This window comes from Synechococcus sp. R50.1 (assembly GCF_047462115.1).
Taxonomy (GTDB): domain Bacteria; phylum Cyanobacteriota; class Cyanobacteriia; order Thermostichales; family Thermostichaceae; genus Thermostichus.
Genome location: NZ_JANSIN010000050.1, coordinates 1 through 17,828, shown reverse-complemented (window position 1 = coordinate 17,828; position 17,828 = coordinate 1). Strand labels below are relative to the sequence as shown.

General features: G+C 56.9%; 15 protein-coding genes, 1 tRNA gene and 2 pseudogenes. 2 read left to right on the top strand and 16 right to left on the bottom strand.

Going from position 1 to position 17,828, the window contains the following annotated elements; all coding sequences use genetic code 11:
• The 7 genes and pseudogenes from NW870_RS11000 to NW870_RS10970 all read right to left on the bottom strand — a co-directional run.
• A pseudogene (locus NW870_RS11000) lies at window positions 1-85 on the bottom strand (IS5/IS1182 family transposase); the annotation flags it as partial.
• 337 nt (window positions 86-422) lie between these two features.
• Window positions 423-689 (bottom strand): annotated as a pseudogene (locus tag NW870_RS10995) (NADP-dependent phosphogluconate dehydrogenase); the annotation flags it as partial.
• 51 nt (window positions 690-740) lie between these two features.
• The gene (locus NW870_RS10990; RefSeq protein ID WP_414357565.1) at window positions 741-1,769 is read right to left on the bottom strand and encodes a formamidase; all 1,029 of its coding nucleotides are present in this window, start codon (window positions 1,767-1,769) and stop codon (window positions 741-743) included.
• Window positions 1,770-1,802: 33 nt separating this feature from the next.
• Entirely contained in the window at window positions 1,803-2,444 is a 642-nt protein-coding gene (locus NW870_RS10985; RefSeq protein WP_414357564.1) for a restriction endonuclease subunit R, read from the bottom strand.
• A 46-nt stretch (window positions 2,445-2,490) separates the two neighbouring features.
• Window positions 2,491-3,438, bottom strand: a complete 948-nt coding sequence (locus NW870_RS10980) for an ABC transporter permease (protein ID WP_414357563.1) — start codon at window positions 3,436-3,438, stop codon at window positions 2,491-2,493.
• Between the two features lie 68 nt (window positions 3,439-3,506).
• The gene (locus NW870_RS10975; RefSeq protein ID WP_414357562.1) at window positions 3,507-4,601 is read right to left on the bottom strand and encodes an ABC transporter permease; all 1,095 of its coding nucleotides are present in this window, start codon (window positions 4,599-4,601) and stop codon (window positions 3,507-3,509) included.
• The gene (locus NW870_RS10970; RefSeq protein WP_414375297.1) at window positions 4,601-5,755 is read right to left on the bottom strand and encodes a BMP family ABC transporter substrate-binding protein; all 1,155 of its coding nucleotides are present in this window, start codon (window positions 5,753-5,755) and stop codon (window positions 4,601-4,603) included. Before NW870_RS10970 ends, NW870_RS10975 begins: the two co-directional genes overlap by 1 nt.
• Before the next feature lie 275 nt (window positions 5,756-6,030).
• Between NW870_RS10970 and NW870_RS10965 the strand changes: the two genes are divergently transcribed.
• Entirely contained in the window at window positions 6,031-7,266 is a 1,236-nt protein-coding gene (locus NW870_RS10965; protein WP_414357560.1) for an amidohydrolase family protein, read from the top strand.
• 38 nt (window positions 7,267-7,304) lie between these two features.
• Here the strand turns inward: NW870_RS10965 and NW870_RS10960 are convergent, their stop codons facing one another.
• From NW870_RS10960 to NW870_RS10940, 5 genes are all read right to left on the bottom strand, one after another.
• Window positions 7,305-7,694, bottom strand: a complete 390-nt coding sequence (locus NW870_RS10960; RefSeq protein ID WP_099812288.1) for a gamma-glutamylcyclotransferase — start codon at window positions 7,692-7,694, stop codon at window positions 7,305-7,307.
• Window positions 7,695-7,771: 77 nt separating this feature from the next.
• The gene (gene gndA / locus NW870_RS10955; RefSeq protein ID WP_414357559.1) at window positions 7,772-9,190 is read right to left on the bottom strand and encodes an NADP-dependent phosphogluconate dehydrogenase; all 1,419 of its coding nucleotides are present in this window, start codon (window positions 9,188-9,190) and stop codon (window positions 7,772-7,774) included.
• 73 nt (window positions 9,191-9,263) lie between these two features.
• On the bottom strand, window positions 9,264-9,821 hold the full coding sequence (locus tag NW870_RS10950; RefSeq protein ID WP_414357558.1) for a pentapeptide repeat-containing protein: 558 nt from the start codon (window positions 9,819-9,821) through the stop codon (window positions 9,264-9,266).
• A gap of 102 nt (window positions 9,822-9,923) precedes the next feature.
• The gene (locus tag NW870_RS10945; RefSeq protein WP_414375296.1) at window positions 9,924-11,126 is read right to left on the bottom strand and encodes a carbohydrate ABC transporter permease; all 1,203 of its coding nucleotides are present in this window, start codon (window positions 11,124-11,126) and stop codon (window positions 9,924-9,926) included.
• 111 nt (window positions 11,127-11,237) lie between these two features.
• Window positions 11,238-12,590: an ABC transporter substrate-binding protein gene (locus NW870_RS10940; protein WP_414375294.1), complete on the bottom strand. Its 1,353-nt coding sequence runs from the start codon at window positions 12,588-12,590 to the stop codon at window positions 11,238-11,240.
• 190 nt (window positions 12,591-12,780) lie between these two features.
• On the opposite strand from NW870_RS10940, the gene NW870_RS10935 reads away from it, so the two are divergent.
• A complete protein-coding gene (locus NW870_RS10935) occupies window positions 12,781-13,467 on the top strand; it encodes a hypothetical protein (protein ID WP_414357555.1) in 687 nt (228 codons plus the stop codon).
• Between the two features lie 22 nt (window positions 13,468-13,489).
• Here NW870_RS10935 and NW870_RS10930 read toward each other — a convergent pair whose 3' ends face one another.
• The 4 genes from NW870_RS10930 to NW870_RS10915 form a co-directional block, all read right to left on the bottom strand.
• On the bottom strand, window positions 13,490-15,130 hold the full coding sequence (locus tag NW870_RS10930; protein ID WP_414342291.1) for an ABC transporter permease: 1,641 nt from the start codon (window positions 15,128-15,130) through the stop codon (window positions 13,490-13,492).
• Between the two features lie 61 nt (window positions 15,131-15,191).
• Window positions 15,192-16,193, bottom strand: a complete 1,002-nt coding sequence (locus tag NW870_RS10925; RefSeq protein WP_414357554.1) for an ABC transporter substrate-binding protein — start codon at window positions 16,191-16,193, stop codon at window positions 15,192-15,194.
• A 776-nt stretch (window positions 16,194-16,969) separates the two neighbouring features.
• Window positions 16,970-17,040: transfer RNA gene (locus NW870_RS10920), tRNA-Gly, on the bottom strand.
• A gap of 120 nt (window positions 17,041-17,160) precedes the next feature.
• Window positions 17,161-17,604 carry a 2TM domain-containing protein gene (locus NW870_RS10915; RefSeq protein ID WP_011434035.1) on the bottom strand — a complete coding sequence of 148 codons (444 nt, stop codon included), beginning with the start codon at window positions 17,602-17,604 and terminating at the stop codon, window positions 17,161-17,163.
• Window positions 17,605-17,828 lie beyond the last annotated feature (224 nt).

The following is a 17,828-nucleotide window of genomic DNA, read 5'->3' as shown; positions in this document are numbered from 1 at the left end:
ATCCAAAGAACTGCTTCAATAAACTGTTTGCAGTTTGCTTCTTTCCCAATGTTAACTCTCTCTTCTGTCTGTAAAAAGCCAATATCTTCTGCCATTTGTTTTCATCTAAAAAACCAACTTCATCCTCTTTCCTCCATAAATTATTCTCTCTATCTCAACATAAGATCAACACGACCTAGGACATTGAACCCACAACCAGAACCTTGAATACAGAAGGCCAGAAGGTTTTTCTCAGTAGCCCGTCTGTCTCAGCCTAAACTGAAACAACTATATCGCCACATGAGGCTTCGGCAAATGCGCTAGTGGAGCGGAGTCCTTTCGCCTACAGGTCTAGAGGCTTGTTTTGGCCGGAGCTGGGCTGCTCGCCATCCATTCTTCTCCTGAGTGGAAGGCGATTGGAGAACACCTCATGCTAGGCATTGCTAACGCGAACTGGCATTCCACTCATGGTGAAAGACGCCCGGCCTGTCGATGCGCTCAAAGGTGTGGGCCCCGAAGAAGTCCCGCTGGGCTTGGGTGAGGTTCTGGGGCAGGTTGGCGGTACGGTAGCTGTCGTAGTAGGCCAAGGAAGCGCTGATGGCCGGGAAAGTGCTCCGCACCACTGACGCGAACGGGATTCCCAAGGCAGCCGCTGTGGACACCACCCGCCGCCAGGATCCCTGCCGTTCCTGGAGGGCCTGCTTAAACTCCTCATCTGCCCAGTCTACGCGGGTGTAGTGTCTCTAGTATCGACGAAATCTTCAAGTAGAGCCAGTATAAGCTGCCTCGGTGAGGGAGGATTCCTGGTAAAGGCGGGTGGCAGGAGGAAATCCACAGGCGCTGCCATCTTTGTGGATCACTTTCTCTTCCCAGGGCAGGCGATAGGCCCCATTCACCAAATCCTGCATGTAGGTGTAGGGGCAATCTTGGGCTCCGCCTTTGACGGCCACATAGCCACGGTGTCCGAATTGATAAATGTTGTTTTCCACACCCCAATGGATGCGAGCTTCCCGCACCAAATCTGGGCGCACTTCGCCAGTAATGATTTCATCAGGGCGATGGGATCCCATGACCAGGGGGGTGCCATCAAAGTTGCAGATCATGCCCTCCCCCATAGAATCAAACGTGCCATCCGACCCACACATACACACCGAGGCCGTCACCATCAAATTGCAAAAGGCATTGGCCTGATTGGTAATTTGCCAACTGTGGCGAATGGGGGCAGTATATCCGGCAGTGCGCAACATAATCTCGGCCCCTTTGTAGGCACACTCGCGGGCCATTTCTGGAAACATGCCATCATGACAAATGATCAGGGCAATCTTTGAGCCATTCGGGCCATCACAGACAGGGATCCCTAAATTTCCCGGCTCCCAAGGTTCGACGGGAACCCAAGGATGCAGCTTGCGATAGTACAGTTGTAGGTTCCCTCGATTGTCGAGAATAATGCCGCTGTTATAGGGATTACCCTGCGGGTTGTATTCCATGATTGAGAAGCAGCCCCAAATATCGTTCTCTCGGCAGGCGGCACTGAAGGCAGCTACCTCTGGTCCATCCAGTCGGCACATGATCTCCGGATTAGTGTCCATCGACAGGCCGTGCAGAGAGTACTCCGGAAAGACCACCAAATCCATGCTGGGCATGCTGCGGCGAGCCTTCCCCACCATACTGACTATCTTTTGGGTTTGCGCCGCCAGATCATCGGGAGTAACCACATTGGGTAGCTGCAGTTGCACCAGTCCCAATACAACACCGTTGGGAGTTTTATTCAGGCCACCGAGTCCACTCATGATCAAATCCTTTGCTGATGAAGATGGAATGGGTTAGAGAGTTAGTCGAATGGATTTAAGAACTTGTAAAAGCCGATGTATCGATTTGCTATCTAGCAATCCCAGCTTAGGTAGATAATGGTAGGTAATGGGTGAACCTTGCTGTAACAAGATAAATTGGTAGTCTTCTCCATTTGTAGCTAATCCCCAAACAAATTCTTGATTTTTTATTCCTTTGTAAGCATAGGTCAATAATTGGGCGATGGCCAGGCTTGTAGCTACTGTTCCTCCCTTGGTTTCTATCACGAGGATCCAAAAGCTCTCTCTTGCTCCTCTTCTAATGGCGAGTAAGTCTACACGACCTTTGATGGCAACTTGGCCTTCTTCCTCCTCAACGATAATATCGGCAATATTTTCTTCTAGATTAATTTTGATGTCGCTCGATAGAAAGCCTGCCAGTTTGAGAAGTGGAGAAACAAACAGAAATTTGACTTGCCCTTCATTCAGAGTGTCATCGGCCAGATAGCTAAAATACAATTCCTGGAGTTGGGTCAGCTCCTCAATCTCCCGTTCAGTCAAAGGGGGTAAGTCCAGTTTTTCCTCGAACTCTAAAGAATCTCCCCGACACAGCCCTAAGAGCTCGTGAACCTCTCTCAGAGTCAGGGTATTGGCAGGTCGGGTTTGTACAGCGGTCATAACCAGGGATCCCTAAATCGGGTTCACTTCGACTATAGCCAGTCGGCTACTTCCCGGTGCCCAAGGCCCCAGGCATGCCTGCCAGGGTTCGCCGCGGAGAACTGGTCAGGATCATGATCCCCAAGGTCAGCACGTAGGGAGCGGCATTCCACAGGTAGTAGTTGGACTGCACACCCACCGACTGCAAGGCTGGCCCAATCGCCTGAGCTCCGCCGAACAAAAAAGCAGCCAATAAACACTGCAACGGGTTCCACTTGGCAAAGATCACCAGGGCCACGGCCATCAAGCCTTGTCCGCTGGAAATGCGTTCTGTCCAACTGCCGGGGTAGTATAGGGACAGGTAAGCTCCTCCCACGGCTGCCAAGAAGCTGCCTGCCATGATGCACAGAGCCCTTACCTTGGGCACCGAGATCCCCATGGCCCGTGCTGCATCGGGGTTGTCGCCCACAGCCCGCACGAATAGGCCCCAACGAGTGGAGCGAAAGAACCAGTGCATGACAAAGGCCAGGAGGATCCCCAGCAGCAGAAGTGGGCTCAGTTTTAGGGCAGCTTGAATGGCAGGACTGCTGCTCCAATTTCCCAACTCAAAGGCAGGTAGCCGGGGGGCTGCGGGCTGAATGAAGGGTTTGCCCAGGTAAAAGGCCATTCCACTGCCAAGGATGATCATAGCAATGCCCACCGCAACATCGTTAACCCGAGGTTGTTGGGCCAAAAAGGCGTGGATCCCTCCCAAGGCTAAACCGGCAAACCCGGCCACCAATACCCCTAACCAAGGCGCGACCACACTGCCTGCCGTGTTTTGGGTGAGGAAGGAGATGGCGTAGGCGCTCATTGCCCCCATCAACAGGGATCCCTCTAGGCCGAGGTTGATTTTGCCGCTTTTTTCCGTCAGACACTCCCCCAAGCTGACGAACAAAAAAGGCGCACTTCCCCGCAAGGTTCCGGCGATCACCGCCAAGGGGATCCCCCACCATCCTAGGGCTTCTGTTTCCATCTGAGTTTTTCTCCTGACCACTGAATTGGTTACTTGACCAAATCATTGCTACTTCGGGGGCCAGTTATCTAGGCTGGTTCTGAGGGTTCTCGATCCCGAAAAAAGTCGAAGCGCCCGTAGAGGGATTCGCTGTAGAGAATCAGCAAAAAGACAATGCCCTGAAACACCAACACAGTAGCATCCGGCAAATTGTGGGAGCGCTGCAAAATGCTGCCGCTGGCCAGGATCCCTCCCAGGAGGATAGCCATCGCCACTGCTGCGGCTGGGTTTTGTCGAGCGACAAAGGCCACCAGAACGCCGCTGTAGCCATAGCCCACAGTCAAGGACTCATTGGCCCGCCCGTGTACGGCAGCCACCTCTACCATGCCCGCCAAGCCGGCACAGGAGCCGGCCAGAAAGGTGATTAACAGTGTGAGTTTACCGACAGCAATCCCCACCATTCGGGCCACCTTTGGGTTACCCCCTATTGTGCGCACCGAAAAACCCAACGTGGTGCGTTGAATCAACACATAGGCAACCAGGCAGGCAACGATGCCATAGACCAAGCCGAAGTGGATGCGGGTGCCCCATAGCCGACCCAACATGTTGGCCTCGTCAACGGCAAAGCTGGAGGGCTTGCTCAAGAAACTGGGATCCCGCAGCGGCCCCCCCACCCAATGGTTCATCAGGGCAATGGCAATGTAGTTCATCAACAGGCTGCTGATGGTTTCATTCACACCCCGGTAGTGGCGCAGTGCCCCCACCACCATGATCCACAGGCCACCGGCCACCATGCCCGCCAAGGCCATCAGGAAAACGACCACGGGTGGAGCCAGGGATCCCGCCCACAGCCCCATCGCCACAGCTGCCACCCCCCCCATCACCAGAGCTCCTTCATTGCCGATGATCACCAGCCCCATGCGGGCCGGCAGGATGGTACACAGGGAGGTGAGCATCAGGGGAGCCGCCCGTTGCAGAGTATTTTGCCAAGAGAACCAACTGCCGAAGGCAGCTCTGTAGATGGAGCCATAGACGGCGAAGGGATTTGCGCCGGCCATGGCACAAAACAAGCCGAAGATCAACAGCGAGGCCAACAAAGCCCCAAAGGGCAGTAGGATCGGCTCAAGGCTGGAGCGCCACCGCAGCGGAACCGAGCGGGAAACAGCAGAAGAGGTGGTAGCCATCAGCTAGAGATACTCCCGATCACGCCTTCCACCAGGTAGTCCATGGATTCCAGCTCGATTGCCCGCTGGCCGTATTCCACTCCGGCAGGGATCACCTCTTTGCCGGTATTGTCTTTGAGAGGGCCTTTGTAAATGACCAACGAGCCAGCTTGCAACTGGGCAAGGGCCGCTTCTCCAGCTTTTTTGGCCTCATCGCTGGCTGCCGATCCCCAGGGGGAAGTTTTAATGAATTTCTCTTTGATACCCCCCCGAATGAGGTGGGGGATCCCACCGTTCATCAGGGTTTTGCCCGCCTGGATGGCTTCGGCAAACTGGGTATAGACGCTTGTCCAGTCGTATTCAGCGCCCGTCAAATAGCCCTTGGGAGCCAGCGCCGCTTGGCTGGTGTTGTGACCACAGCTCATCAGACCTCGCCGCTCTGCTGTTTCGATAACGATTTTGGGACTGTCCACATGGCAGGTGAGCACATCGATGCCTTGGTCGGCCATGCTGTTGGCAGCTTCTGCCTCTTTGACAGGTAGAGCCCAATCTCCCGTAAAGATCACCTGAGTGGTGATGTTGGGGTTGACACTCTTGGCTCCTAAGGTAAAGCTGTTGATGTTGCGCAACACAATGGGAATGGGTTTGGCGGCGATAAACCCAAGGCGGTTGCTTTTGGTCATGGAACCGGCCAGCACCCCGTTGATGTAGTGGCCTTCATCCAAGTAGCCGAAGTAGCTACCGACGTTTTTCGGATGCACTCCCTCAATGTAAAGTCCACCGGCGTGAAAGAATTGTACCTCTGAATATTCCTTGGCTACCCGCAAGATATGGGGATCGTAGTAGCCAAAAGAAGTGGGAAAGAGTACCGTTGCCCCATCTTGCTCGATCATGGCCCGCATGGATTCTTCCACGGCCACCGTTTCCGGCACATTTTCTTCTTCAACGGTTTTCACCCAAGTTAGGCTGGACAAGCCAACTTTTCCCTCTGCATGGGCCTGGTTCCAGCCAAAGTCATCTTTGGGGCCAACGTAAATAAAGCCGATGGTGATCTCTTTCTTGTTCTGGGCCTGGGCACGCCACAACTGTGAGGTCAAGGTGATGGCAGCGGCGGCAGCACCAGAGCGAAGGAGCTGCCTACGAGTGTACAGATGACGAAACAATGGCCGGCTCATGTTGAGAATCCTATTCGTGAATAAGCTTTCTGGAAAGACGAGACCCAGCAGACTCGGTGAGGTTCTGAACCTCTGCTGAACCCCTGGCAGCAACTACTGGATTTAATAGCCTCTATCGAGAAGTTTTGGTAGTCTAAATTACAGTTTTCTCGATTCAAAGTTTTGATGCTTCACTTTATGCTGGCAAAAGTCCTTCCCGCTCACCCAAAGTTCGGTTAGCCCGTTTTTGGCACTGATAACATTCTCAAGTCTGATGAGTTTTGCGAGTGGGTTTTATGGGTTTTCAATGGCAAGAGGGTGTTGTTCTGGCCGGCCCGGATCTGGTTCCCCATCGCTGCTCCCGCTTCGGGGTAGAACAAGACACCGTTACCTGCATGGAACTGGGGGATCCCATTGTTGGGTTGGAACAGAGATCCTGGGTGATTTTGCCGGCTTTCACCAACAGCCACACCCACATGGGGGATAGCTGTCTGCCGGATGGGGCGACAGGCCTGACTTTGGAAGAGGGGTTCTTCCGACCTGACGGCTACAAATATCGAGAGTTAGCCAAACAGTCGCCGCAACAGCACCTGGAACACATCGCCGCTCACCTGCGCTACATGGCGGCAACGGGCACCATCCGACACATCGATTTTCGCGAGCAGGGGGTCTACGGCTGCCAACTGTTGCGGGAAGCTGCAGCCCAAACCGGGATCCACTCAGTGATCTTGGGCCAGTTTGAGAGCCTCCCTTTCAGTGAGGAGCAATTGCGGCAAAATCGGGATCCCTTAAACCCCCAAGCCTATCAAGAATTGCAAGAGATTCTGGCAGTAGCAGATGGATTTTCCGAGAGCACCCTGAACGATTTGACGGAACCCGCCTGGCGGCAGATCCACGACCTGACCGAGAAAATAGGCAAGCTGCGGGCCATCCACTGTCTGGAAAATGAGGGGTATCGAGAGGTCAGTCTGGCCATCGCCGGACGGGGAGATTTGGAGCGTGCTCTTGATTTTTACCGTCCCCATTGGGTGATTCACGCAACGGTGGCCAACGCAGCGGAAATTCAATTGCTCTCCCGGCATCGGGTGAATGTCGTTTTGAACCCACGGGCCAATGCCAACTTGGGACTGCCTCTCCCGCCGATTGCCCGCCTGCTGGAGAGTGAGGCCAATCTCTTGCTAGGCACCGACAACGGACTTTTGAATAGCCCGAACCTTTTGGCAGAGCTGGATTTCACCTACAAAGTGGCCAAAAGCCAGTTTGGAGATGCGGTGCGCCCTGATCCAGTCGAGATTTTGAAGATGGTGACCAGCAACATCCGACATTTACGGCCTCTACTGGGATCCGATGTGTACGGCTATTTGGATGTGGGGCTGCCCGCCGATTTGGTGGTGCTGGACTTCACCCGTCCTCATTTGCGGGCCAGTCGTCATCTAATTGCGTCGATTCTCACTCGGGTTACCCCGGCAGATGTGGTGCTGACGATGCGGCAGGGCCAGGTACTGTGGCGGGATCCCCAGCGGGTCAACTGATGTCGAAGCTGCGACTGGGAAAAGCTGGTGAAATGCGATTATTCCTGTCTATTTCTGGAAGCGATGTAGGCTCGCCACCCCCCCCAAGCGGTGATGTCCAATTGCCCCTCACACAGGTAGGGTTCGGCTAGGATCCCCAGCACTTCCTCCCCTTCTGCCAAAAGAATGCGGCCCACTGACAAGCCTGGCGGCTCTTGCAAAAGGAGTTGACCCAACCCATGGGCAGGGATTTCCCAAATCTCCAGAGCAATTGCAGAACCGCCCTGGCAAACCCGTACCATGCCTGGATAAAGACCGTCGATGGACCAAAGCCGATAACAAGCGGCTGTTTGGGCTTCCCGCACAAAGCGACCCCCAATTTGCAGTAGGTTCTCATTGAGGGGTAGCCCCCGCATCAGGGTGCCATTCACGGCCAATTTAATGTCCATATCAAATCAAACAGATTCTCCCGCCTCCGGATCCCCGGCCAGAGAGGGATCCCAAGACCTCCTCATGCTACCCGTTGCTAACGGGAACAGGTGCTCCACTCATGGTGAAAGACGCCCGGCCTGTCGATGCGCTCGAAGGTGTGGGCCCCGAAGAAGTCCCGCTGGGCTTGGGTGAGGTTCTGGGGCAGGTTGGCGGTACGGTAGCTGTCGTAGTAGGCCAAGGAAGCGCTGATGGCCGGGATCGGGATCCCCAGGGCAGCCGCCGTGGACACCACCCGCCGCCAGGATCCCTGCCGCTCCCGGATGGCCTGCTCGAATTCCTCATCCAACAGCAGGTTCACCAGCTCTGGATCCCGTTTGTAGGCCGACTGGATCTCGCCCAGGAAGCGGGCGCGGATGATACAGCCCCCCTTCCAAATCCGCGGAATCTCACTGAAGGTGTAGACGTAGCCGTGGGCAACAGTGGCTCTTTTGAGCAGGGCCATCCCCTGCGCATAGGAGCAGATTTTGGAGCAGTAGAGGGCGGCGCGCAGATCTTGGATAAAGCGATCGGGATCCCCTTCAAAAGTGGCGTCCGGCCCTTTCAACTGGGCAGAGGCAGCCACCCGCTCCTCTTTCATCGACGAGAGGATACGAGCTTGCACTGCCGCCTCGATGGTGGGCACCGCTACCCCCAGATCCAGAGCATCTTTGACCGTCCACAAACCGGTGCCTTTCTGCCCGGCCTTATCCAGGATGAGATCCACCAAAGGCTTGCCGGTTTCCGGATCCAGGGTTTGGAAAATCTTGGCGGTAATTTCAATCAGGAAAGATTCCAGCTCCGTTTCATTCCAAGCCTGAAAAATCTCCTGCATCTGCGAGGCCGACAGCTTCAAGGCCCTGCGCATTAGGTCATAGACCTCGGCGATCAGTTGCATATCGCCGTATTCGATGCCGTTGTGCACCATCTTCACGTAGTGCCCGCCCCCTTTTGGCCCCAGGTAGGTGACGCAAGGGCCATCCGCCACTTGAGCAGCAATTTTGGTCAAGATGGGCTCCAGTTGTTGGTAAGCCTCTGGGCTACAGCCGGGCATGAGGCTGGGGCCGTTCAGGGCGCCCTCTTCCCCGCCGCTCACCCCCATGCCGACAAAGTGGATCCCGGTGGGAGCTAGGGCTTCGGCACGGCGATCGGTGTCGGTGTAGAGGGAGTTGCCGCCGTCGATGATGATATCCCCCGGATCCAGCAGGGGTTTAAGCTCGTCGATCACCGCATCGACCGGCGCACCCGCCTTGACCATGATCAAGAATTTGCGGGGCCGCTCCATCAGTTGCACCAGTTCCGGCAAGCTGTAGGCGGGGGTGATCTGTTTGCCTTGGGCTCGCTCCCGCATGAATTGGTCGGTTTTGGAGCTGGTGCGGTTGTAGACGGCAACCGGAAAGCCGTTGCGCTCGATGTTGAGGGCCAAGTTTTCCCCCATCACCGCCAGGCCGATCACCGCAAAGCTGGGCTTGCTCATAGTTGGGCACTATCGACACCTCACCCAATCTAGAGGCCAATCCGACCGACCGGGTTCAGGGATCCTGTTTTCTTCACGTTTGCCGTGGTTGCGGGTTTTGGGGTGGGTTTCCAGGACAGCTCAAGCTCTCGCGGGTGGTTACACCGGTTACCGGGTGGGATCCCTCAGCTTGCTCACACAACTGCCGCTTCGCCGCCCGATCCACATAGGCTTCGCTGAAATCGGCGCCGGCAATCTGCGCGCCCTGCCAAACTGCCCGCGCGGCAATGGCTCCCGTGAGGTTGGCCCCCCTGAGATCGGCTCCTGCCAAATTGGCCAGATCCAAGAGGCTATTGCTCAAGTCGGCACCGGATAGATTGGCCCCTGCCAGGTTGGCTTTGGTGAATGCCGCCCCCGCAAGGTTGGCCCCGTGCAGATCGGCGCCCTGCAGGTTGGCACTGACAAAGCTGCTGCCCCGCCAATCTTGGCCGGACAAATCCTGACCCTGCAGATCGGCGTTGTTGAAGTTGAGACGGGTTTGGCTGCCCGCCGGGGATCCCCAGAGGAGCCAAAGCAGCAAAGTGACCACTAGCAGGATGCCCAGCTTTCCGAAGTCGTGCCAGCAGGTCAAGGGGTTGGATTTTGCAGCCATTGGGGATCCCTAGGTTCTCTGCCCCCATTTTTGCCGATTTTTCCCTTGCTCATCACGTGGGAGCTGCTGAGAACTTGGATGGCGTTGCAGCAGAGACAGCCCTTATCCGCCGTAGGTCACATTCCGCTCGGTGGTGCGAAATTGCAGGACTGTCAAGCCCACCACAAGGAAAAACAGGACAATGGATTGTGCGGCAGCCCTGCCCAAATTGCCAGAAGACACTCCAATTTTGTAGATCTCGTAGATCAACACCGAGGTGGATCCGGAAGGGCCTCCGGCAGTTAGCAAATCGATGGTGCCAAAGATATCGAAAAACGCATAGGTCATGTTGGTAATCACCAAAAAGAAGGTGATGGGAGAAAGCAGCGGTAGGGTGATGGCAAAAAAGCGACGCACAGCCCCGGCTCCATCAATGGCAGCCGCCTCCAGCAGATCCTTGGGCAGGTTTTGCAGGCCGGCAAGGTAAAACAAAATGTTGTAGCCCATCTGCTTCCAAACGCTAGCAAAGATCACCACCCAAGGGGCCAAGTTGGGATCGCTGAGCCAGTTTAAACGGGGGATCCCCACCAGGCCCAGCAAATGGTTGGCCACCCCTCCCAAGGGGTTGAACATGATAAAGAAGATGATCCCGGCCACCGCTGGAGAAATGGCGTAGGGCCAGATCAGCAACACCCGATAAATCGCCGCCCCTCGAATCGGCTGGTAGGCCAGCGTGGCAATCAACAGGGATCCGCTCAACCCCAGCACCACAATGGCCGCCGAAATGGCAAAGGTAATGCCGAGGCTACGCAAATAGGTGGCATCCGTCAGCAGACCGGTGAAATTGTCCACACAGACGAAGCGGCTGCGCGGCGCCCCCACAAACGTGAGCAGGGTGGAAAGGCGGAAGGTATCCAGCCCTGGGTAGTAGAGAAACACCACCAAGATCGTGAAGGTGGGCAACAAGAGCAGCCACGCCAGCCACCACTGCTTAAAGATGCCCCTCTCCTGAACAGCTGGGCCGGGGATCCCCAGGCGGCGCTCCTGCTCCTTCTGCGTCCACGCCAACAGCGGCCAGAGGGGAATGGCCATGCCCGCCAGCACCAGCCCCACGCCAAAGGCCATGTCGATGGCCTTGCGCTCCGGCTCAAAAGTGCAAAAATCCAGGGGCGCCATAAAAATCAGGGATCCCAGCCCTCCTGCTAGGCCCCCCAGCACTGCCCCCACCGGCACAGGCCACTCGATGCGTCGAAAACGGAGCCCCATCCAGAGGGATCCCAGCAACCCTGCCAACAGCGGCACCAACACTTGGACGAATCCCAACATGCCTCTCACCTCGGCTTTGCTCTTCACAAGAGCCTCGTCAAAACCCAAAAAGGGGCAGGCTGCCGCCCACCCCCATCCCTCAATGACACCGTCAGCCCATTGACATCCAGGTTACTGGTAGAGGGAGTTGTACTCGGCTAGAAGGCGGTTGGCCTCCTGGTTGGCCTTGGCCATAGCCTGGGCTGGATCCCCGCCCTTCACCATGAGATCCTCCATGGTTTGGGTTACCACGTTGCGAATCTCAGGGAAGGCCCCCAGCAGCGCCCCACGGGTGGCAGGGGTCACTTTGGAATTATTAATTTGGTCGCTGGCGGTGAAGAAGTTGGGGTTTTCCTTGAACCAGCCCTTCGACTCCAGTAAAGCTACCGAGCTTTTCCGAATGGGCAAGTAGCCGGTCACTTGGTGCCACTCGGCAGCATTTTCGGTGTTATTGAGCCACAGCATGAAGGTCAGCGCCCCCTCTTCCACCTCTTTGGGCAGATCCTTCACCAACCAGAGGCTGGCTCCCCCGATCAAGTTGCCTGTCCAACCCTTGTCGGCGTTGTAGGGCATGCGGGTGGTGACCAGCTCGATGTTGTTCTGCTTGGCGGCATTGGTGATGTTGGCGGCATCGGCGCTGCTGGTGATGGCCATGGCGACGGTACCGGTCTGGATGGCCTGCTCTGTGGCTGCCCAATCCCGCTGCTTGCCGCTGTAGATGTAGTAGCCTTTGTCATGCATCCCTTTCCACCAGGTGGCGATGGCAATTGAGGGCTCCGAGTCCAAAAAGACCTGGGTGGCACGGGCGGCACGGCCATTGTCGTTGTTGGCCAAGAGGGCATTTTGCTGGGCCATCCATTGCTCGTAGAACCAACCGTGGTTGGGCCAAGTGACGCAGCCCTGCGGCGCATCGGGAAGCGCCATGATCTTCTGACAGGCAGCCTCTAGCTCCTGCCAGGTGGCCGGCGGCTTTTCGATCCCTGCCTTCTTCAAGATGGCCGTGTTGGAGTAGAGAATGGGGCTGGAGCTGTTCCAGGGCATGGACGTAAATTTGCCATCCAGGGTGTAGTAGCTCACCACCGGCTCAATAAAATCGTCGAAATTCACCGGGATCCCGTTCACTTCGGTGCGATTGCCCAGAGCATCGGCAATGGACTTGAAGTAACCAAAATCCCGTGCCCGCTGGGTGCCCACCTCAAACCACTGCACCACCGAAGGAGCAGCATTTTGTTGAATGGCCAGGTCGGTGGCTTGCTGAATTTCTTCGTAGTTGCCGTAGCCTTCGACCGTAACTTTGTATTGAGGAAATTGCTTGTTGAATTCTTCCGCTTTTCCGCGGGCCCAATCCAGGCGGTTATCGGTAAAGGCAATCCAAACTTTGACTTCGGCAGGAGACTGAGCAAAGCTGTCGGCAGCCAGAAGAGCAGCAGCAGAAGCAGCCACCAGGCCAGCCGCAACAGCCAGGAAAGTACGACGGGTGTTCATAGAAAAATGCAGTCGCATTCGCTAAAGGCACCTCTGAGATTACAGCACCGACATTAAGAGCAGGTTATATCTGGCTGGGATCCCCTCGGGAAGTGAACCTTCAGGCCAAAGTCAGAGTCAGATGAGGTGAGCACCTAGCCTGGGTCATGATTGGCAATTTCTCAAGGGGTCTCGAAAAATGAGAATGAAAATGAAAACCGCAAGCTTTTGCCTGTTATTGGTTACTGCCCTCCTGATGGCGCTTGCTCCCTTTGCGCAGGCTCGCCCCCGTCAACGCACTGCCACAGCCACCACGCCAACGGGTGGATCCCTGGCCCCGCGCGGTGGGCGCACCTTCACTCACTCCGGCACCTACACTGGCACCGGGCCAAGTGGCAGATCGGGTAGTGGCACCTATTCCGGCCAGGGATCCCGGCAATTCATTCCCGGTCAGGGGGTGGAAGGAGACTACTCCGGCCAAGTCACTACCCAACAAGGTCAGACCTGGAACCTGAACCATCAGCACACCACCACCCGCACGAATGAGGGCTGGCAACGGCAGGGCAGCACCACGGTGCACAATGCCCAGGGCGAGACGGTAGGCAGCAGCTCAAGCCTTACTGAGGGCCAAGCGGGGCAAGGCTGGCAGCGCAGCGGCCAATTCAGCAATGCCCGCGACCAAACCTGCACCACCGAATCGAGGGGCACACCGACGGGGCCAGGACAATGGCAGCGCGAGGCTCATGTTTTCAATGCCGAAGGGGATCTGCTTGGTGGCACCCAGTCCTCTGTGCAGTACCGATTTGTGCCAGGACAAGGCTGGGTGAAAACAGTAGAAGGCAAGACTCTAAAGGGTCAACCCATCCGCCGCACCACCACGATCGGCCCCAATCCGTGAAGGATTTGCAGGGATCCCCTCCTCAGCTTGGCTTGGCATGCCGCCGCAGCGCCTGGATCCCCGCGGCCAGGGCAAAGAGCGCGATCAGCAGCAAGGTACTTAGGGCCGCCGCTTGCTGGGTATAGCCCCCTTGTTGCAAGCCAAAGATGAGCCACCCAAAGGTCTCCGAGCGGGAGGTCACCAAGAGGGCGGAGAGGGTCAGCTCGGCAAAAGATTGCAGAAATACCAGCAACACTGCCGCCGTCAGGGCTGGCGCCAGCAGCGGCACCAAGATGTGGCGAAAGGTTTGCAGCAGGGAGGCCCCGTCAATACTGGCTGCCTCCTCAAGGCTGGTATCCAAGCTGCGCCACGCCGCTTGCAGGGGCTGCAGTGCCAGGGCCGAGAACCGCCCCAGGTAGGCCATCAGGATCAGCCATAGGGTGCCGTAGAGGCTCAGCCCCGGCAGGGGAGGAGGCAACCACACCAAGATGAGAGACAAAGCAAAAATCAGGCCCGGCAGGGCATAGGGCAAGTCCACGATGAAGCTGAGCAGGGCCAACAGCGGCACCTTCAAGCGGGTCAGGGCATAGCCCAAGATCGTCCCTATCCCGCTGCAGAGCAGTGCCGCTCCTCCCGCCAAGCCCAAACTGTGCAGCGTGGCGCGGCGGGCCCGCTCCAGATCAAAAAGAACCATGCGGAAATGCTCCAGGGTTAGGTTAGACCAGGTCAGGGGCAGGCCATAGGCCCGCAGCAGGGCAGTCGCAGCCATGGCCAGCAAGGGCCCAAGAACGACCAGCAGAGCTGCGGCGAAAAGGATCCCGCTGAGCAGCCAACCCAGCCAGCCCAGGCGATAGGGATCCGGAGGCGCCTCGCCGGGATCCAACCCCTCCTGACTCCGCTGGGGCCAGCTCAAGAAGAAGAGGGCCGGCAGGCCAAAGAGCAACGCCAGCGCCGCACTGCGCCCAAACCCATCGCCGCTGAAGTTGATCACCTCCTGGTACAGCAGAGTGGGCAAGGTCAGGTAGCGCCCCGGGATCCCCAGCAAGGCCGGGATCCCGAAATTGCCCCAGGCCCCCAGGAACGCCAGTGCTGCTGCTGCCGCCACAGAGGGCCGTAACAGAGGCAGCGTGACGTAGAGCCAAACCTGCAGCAGGTTTGCCCCATCCAGTTGGGCCGCCTCCTGAGCCTGCTTGGAGAGCCGGCTCAGGCCCGCCACCAGCGTCAGATAGGCAATCGGCAGCACAAAAAGAGCCAGCAACAGGATGATCCCCGCCGGTGTGTAGAGGCTCCACAGGGATCCCTGCTTTCCCAAAATCCAGCGCAGCCCCTGCTGCAGATAGCCCACCGGCCCAGCCCACTGGATCCAGGCCAAGGCCAAAACCTGGGGCGGAATCACCAGAGGAGACAAAAAGAGCAGCCGTAGGATCCCGCGGCCCGGCAGATCCGTCTGGGTGGTGAGCACCGCCAGCAGCAGAGCGGCCCCAAGAGCCAGCGCCGCTGAGGCCGCGGACACCCAAAGGCTATGGCGTAGCGCCAGATGGACGCGAGGCGTTTCCAGCAACCAGCGGATGTTCTCACCTTCGCCGCCCAAGGCCCGCTGCAGCAGCCTCCAGAGGGGATAGACGTGGGTCAGAGTCACAAGGGCGGCTACAGCCACCAGCCAGGGGATAATGGGGTGCCTCAACCCTTTGCTCAAGTCCTTCCACCGCAAGACTTGGCCAGCGTCTGGCCAGCTTGATGTCAACCTATTCCCCAAACAACTTGGCAAAGCGAGCCTTGTCGGCCTCGCGGCTCTCGGCCAACTCCGTCGCCGGCACGCTTAAGATCTTCAGCTCGCTCAAGGCGGGGAACCCTTTCGGAGGTGTGACATCCTGCCGCAGTGGCATATAGCCCATCCCTGCAGCAACCTCCTGCCCCTTCTGAGACAGCAAGAAGTCCACAAAAGCCTGGGCAGCTTCCAGGTTGGGCGTTCCTTTTACAATTCCCACCGGCTCTGTAATCAATGGCACACCCTCCTTGGGATAGACCACCTCCACTGGGGATCCCTCGTTGCGGCTGCGAATGGCGAGAAAGTCCACCACCATGCCGTAGCTTTGTTCGCCACTGGCGACGTTGCGAGCCACAGCGCCATTGCCTTGCACCAGCACTGCCTTGTTCTTTTTCAGGGCTTCGTACCACTCCCAGCCCAAGCCGGGGGTGCGGGTGATAACCCCCAAGTTGTAGGCGGCGGCGCCCGAATAGGTAGGGCTGGGCATCACCAGTTGGCCTTCAGGAACCTGGGCCAGGGCTGCCCAGCTATCGATGGGCTGGGCTTTGGCCGTGTTGTAAACGATCACCGTGGCCAAGATCTTGGTGCCGAAGTAGTGGCAGTCTGGGTCGTAGTAGGTGGCAGCGATGGCTTTGGCCTCAGGGCTGCAGTAGGACTCCAGCAAATTGCGGGCTTTCAGCAGCTCAAAGGTGGGCGCATCGGCCACCAACAACACATCTGCCTGGGGGCTGCCCTTTTCTGCTTCTAAAAGAAAGCGGCTGATCACCTCCTCGGTGCCGGAGCGAAAGATCTCCACCGAAACCTCTGGATAAACTTCCCGAAATGCAGCAACAGTTTTCTGAGCATCTGCATCGGGTTGGGAGGTGTACAAACGCAACGTCCCGGAAGGCTTAGCCCAGGCTGAGCTCAAGGATCCCCACGCAAAAGGCTGGGCAAAAGCCACGCTGCAAAGCACCGCCAACAAAGATAGAGGACGCACGGTGATTCTCCTAACCATTCCAAAATCGGTTTTTGCATTTACTCTCACTTTACTGCCGATCTGGCACAAATGAGAGCATTGCCCAAATTCACCGGAGAATAAGCCTGTATTGCAGCTTTTCAGACAACATCTATCACAGCCACTATAAGTCACAACCACATGGATATGGATAGAAGCACCCCCTGCGTAGCAGGGATCCCACTTCGCTTACAAAACTCGCAGGAAGCCGGGGGAAGCTTTGGCTTCGGGGTTCCCAGGTTTCCCCCTATTTTAGGAGTTGAATACAGCTCAGAATACCTCAATAAAATCATCCAAAAGTTATTTTCTAGTTATTTTGAGATTAAGTTCTGATTAAGAAAAATTACCGGCCAGATTGTGAGAGGAAAAAGCACAGCTTGGTTCAACCAGCTATGCTTTTTGGAACCACATACCCTGTACTTTGGCTATAGGGATCCGAAAGCGTCTTCCTTATCTAGCTCCTCCTAGAGAAGCTTAACCAAGGCAACCAGCTTCCGACTCCACCCGCCGGCTTGCCGTCGTATCCGGCACCCCCGTCGACAACCGGTAACGCCTTCCACGGTAGTACCACCCCAGCCGCGATACGCCACGGTCAGACCAAAAGCTCACAAGACTCCTCCTGCTTTGCTCCTTCTCCACCCCCCTCGCAGACACTTTTCGCCCCGAACTCAACCGTTGCCTTGGGGCTAGGTTGGGCCCGGAAAGGCCTACAGCAGGCGAGTTTTGAGGTTTAGTTTAAGGCCTGCCCAGTGTTGGGAAGCGGGCGGACGGAATCGAACCGACAACAGCAGTTTGGAAGACTGCGGTTTTACCATTAAACTACGCCCGCACGGGCATTCAGCGATGCTGAATATCTATGGTAGCATCTCTCGGCGGTGCCCCTTCCCACTCAGAGTTTGGAGAAAAATCCATCTCCATCAGCGGGACAGACTTCTCCGGTAGGCTGGGCTTACTTGCTCTGGAGATCTTTCTGGCGTTTCCTTTGCCATTGGCGAAACTCTTTCTCGTAGCGTTCACCCTCCGTTTGGTAGGCGTTCCAGCCCTTGAGGGCAACGGTCAAGCCCCACCCCATGAGTATAAACAGCGACCAAGATAGCCCTCCACCGGAGAGCCAGTCTAAGCCCAGCAAAAAGCTGTTGACAATTCCATAGCGGCCCAGCAGTTGGTAAAACTGCCGACGGCGGTAGCGCTGGAATTCTCGGTGTTGGCTGTTCAGCTCTTGCCAGGCCTTCCATTCCTGCTCGGCCAAGTCCAGCTCTTGGGGGGAGATCCCCAGTTCGGCAGCCATCTCCTGCAGTTGGGAGCGGGTGAACTCGCCCAGGCGTGGCTGGCGGGCAATGGCCCGCTGGAGGATCTGCTGCACGTCCTCTTGGCTGTACCGGGATCCCGACATTTGGCTGGCTGATATTCAACTTTGTAAACCTTATAATCCCCTAGTCTAGGCTAGCCGGATCTTGGGCCTTATGAAGCGCCGTCTGCTGCGGGATCCCAGCCGGCAAATCTCAACTCGAATGTCAAATCGCACTAATCGCAGTCACCGAAAAAACTGGGTCTGAAGCCCCGCCCTTGAGGCCTACGGCCCGCTGACGCGACAGGGCGGCTTTCATGTGTGTACAA

Excerpts from the sequence above, each read along its gene's own strand:
- NW870_RS10990 (WP_414357565.1), bottom strand. The coding sequence starts at position 1,769 with ATGAGTGGACTCGGTGGCCTGAATAAAACTCCCAACGGTGTTGTATTG.
- NW870_RS10985 (WP_414357564.1), bottom strand. The coding sequence starts at position 2,444 with ATGACCGCTGTACAAACCCGACCTGCCAATACCCTGACTCTGAGAGAG.
- NW870_RS10980 (WP_414357563.1), bottom strand. The coding sequence starts at position 3,438 with ATGGAAACAGAAGCCCTAGGATGGTGGGGGATCCCCTTGGCGGTGATC.
- NW870_RS10975 (WP_414357562.1), bottom strand. The coding sequence starts at position 4,601 with ATGGCTACCACCTCTTCTGCTGTTTCCCGCTCGGTTCCGCTGCGGTGG.
- NW870_RS10970 (WP_414375297.1), bottom strand. The coding sequence starts at position 5,755 with ATGAGCCGGCCATTGTTTCGTCATCTGTACACTCGTAGGCAGCTCCTT.
- NW870_RS10965 (WP_414357560.1), top strand. The coding sequence starts at position 6,031 with ATGGGTTTTCAATGGCAAGAGGGTGTTGTTCTGGCCGGCCCGGATCTG.
- NW870_RS10960 (WP_099812288.1), bottom strand. The coding sequence starts at position 7,694 with ATGGACATTAAATTGGCCGTGAATGGCACCCTGATGCGGGGGCTACCC.
- gndA (WP_414357559.1), bottom strand. The coding sequence starts at position 9,190 with ATGAGCAAGCCCAGCTTTGCGGTGATCGGCCTGGCGGTGATGGGGGAA.
- NW870_RS10950 (WP_414357558.1), bottom strand. The coding sequence starts at position 9,821 with ATGGCTGCAAAATCCAACCCCTTGACCTGCTGGCACGACTTCGGAAAG.
- NW870_RS10945 (WP_414375296.1), bottom strand. The coding sequence starts at position 11,126 with ATGTTGGGATTCGTCCAAGTGTTGGTGCCGCTGTTGGCAGGGTTGCTG.
- NW870_RS10940 (WP_414375294.1), bottom strand. The coding sequence starts at position 12,590 with ATGAACACCCGTCGTACTTTCCTGGCTGTTGCGGCTGGCCTGGTGGCT.
- NW870_RS10935 (WP_414357555.1), top strand. The coding sequence starts at position 12,781 with ATGAAAACCGCAAGCTTTTGCCTGTTATTGGTTACTGCCCTCCTGATG.
- NW870_RS10915 (WP_011434035.1), bottom strand. The coding sequence starts at position 17,604 with ATGTCGGGATCCCGGTACAGCCAAGAGGACGTGCAGCAGATCCTCCAG.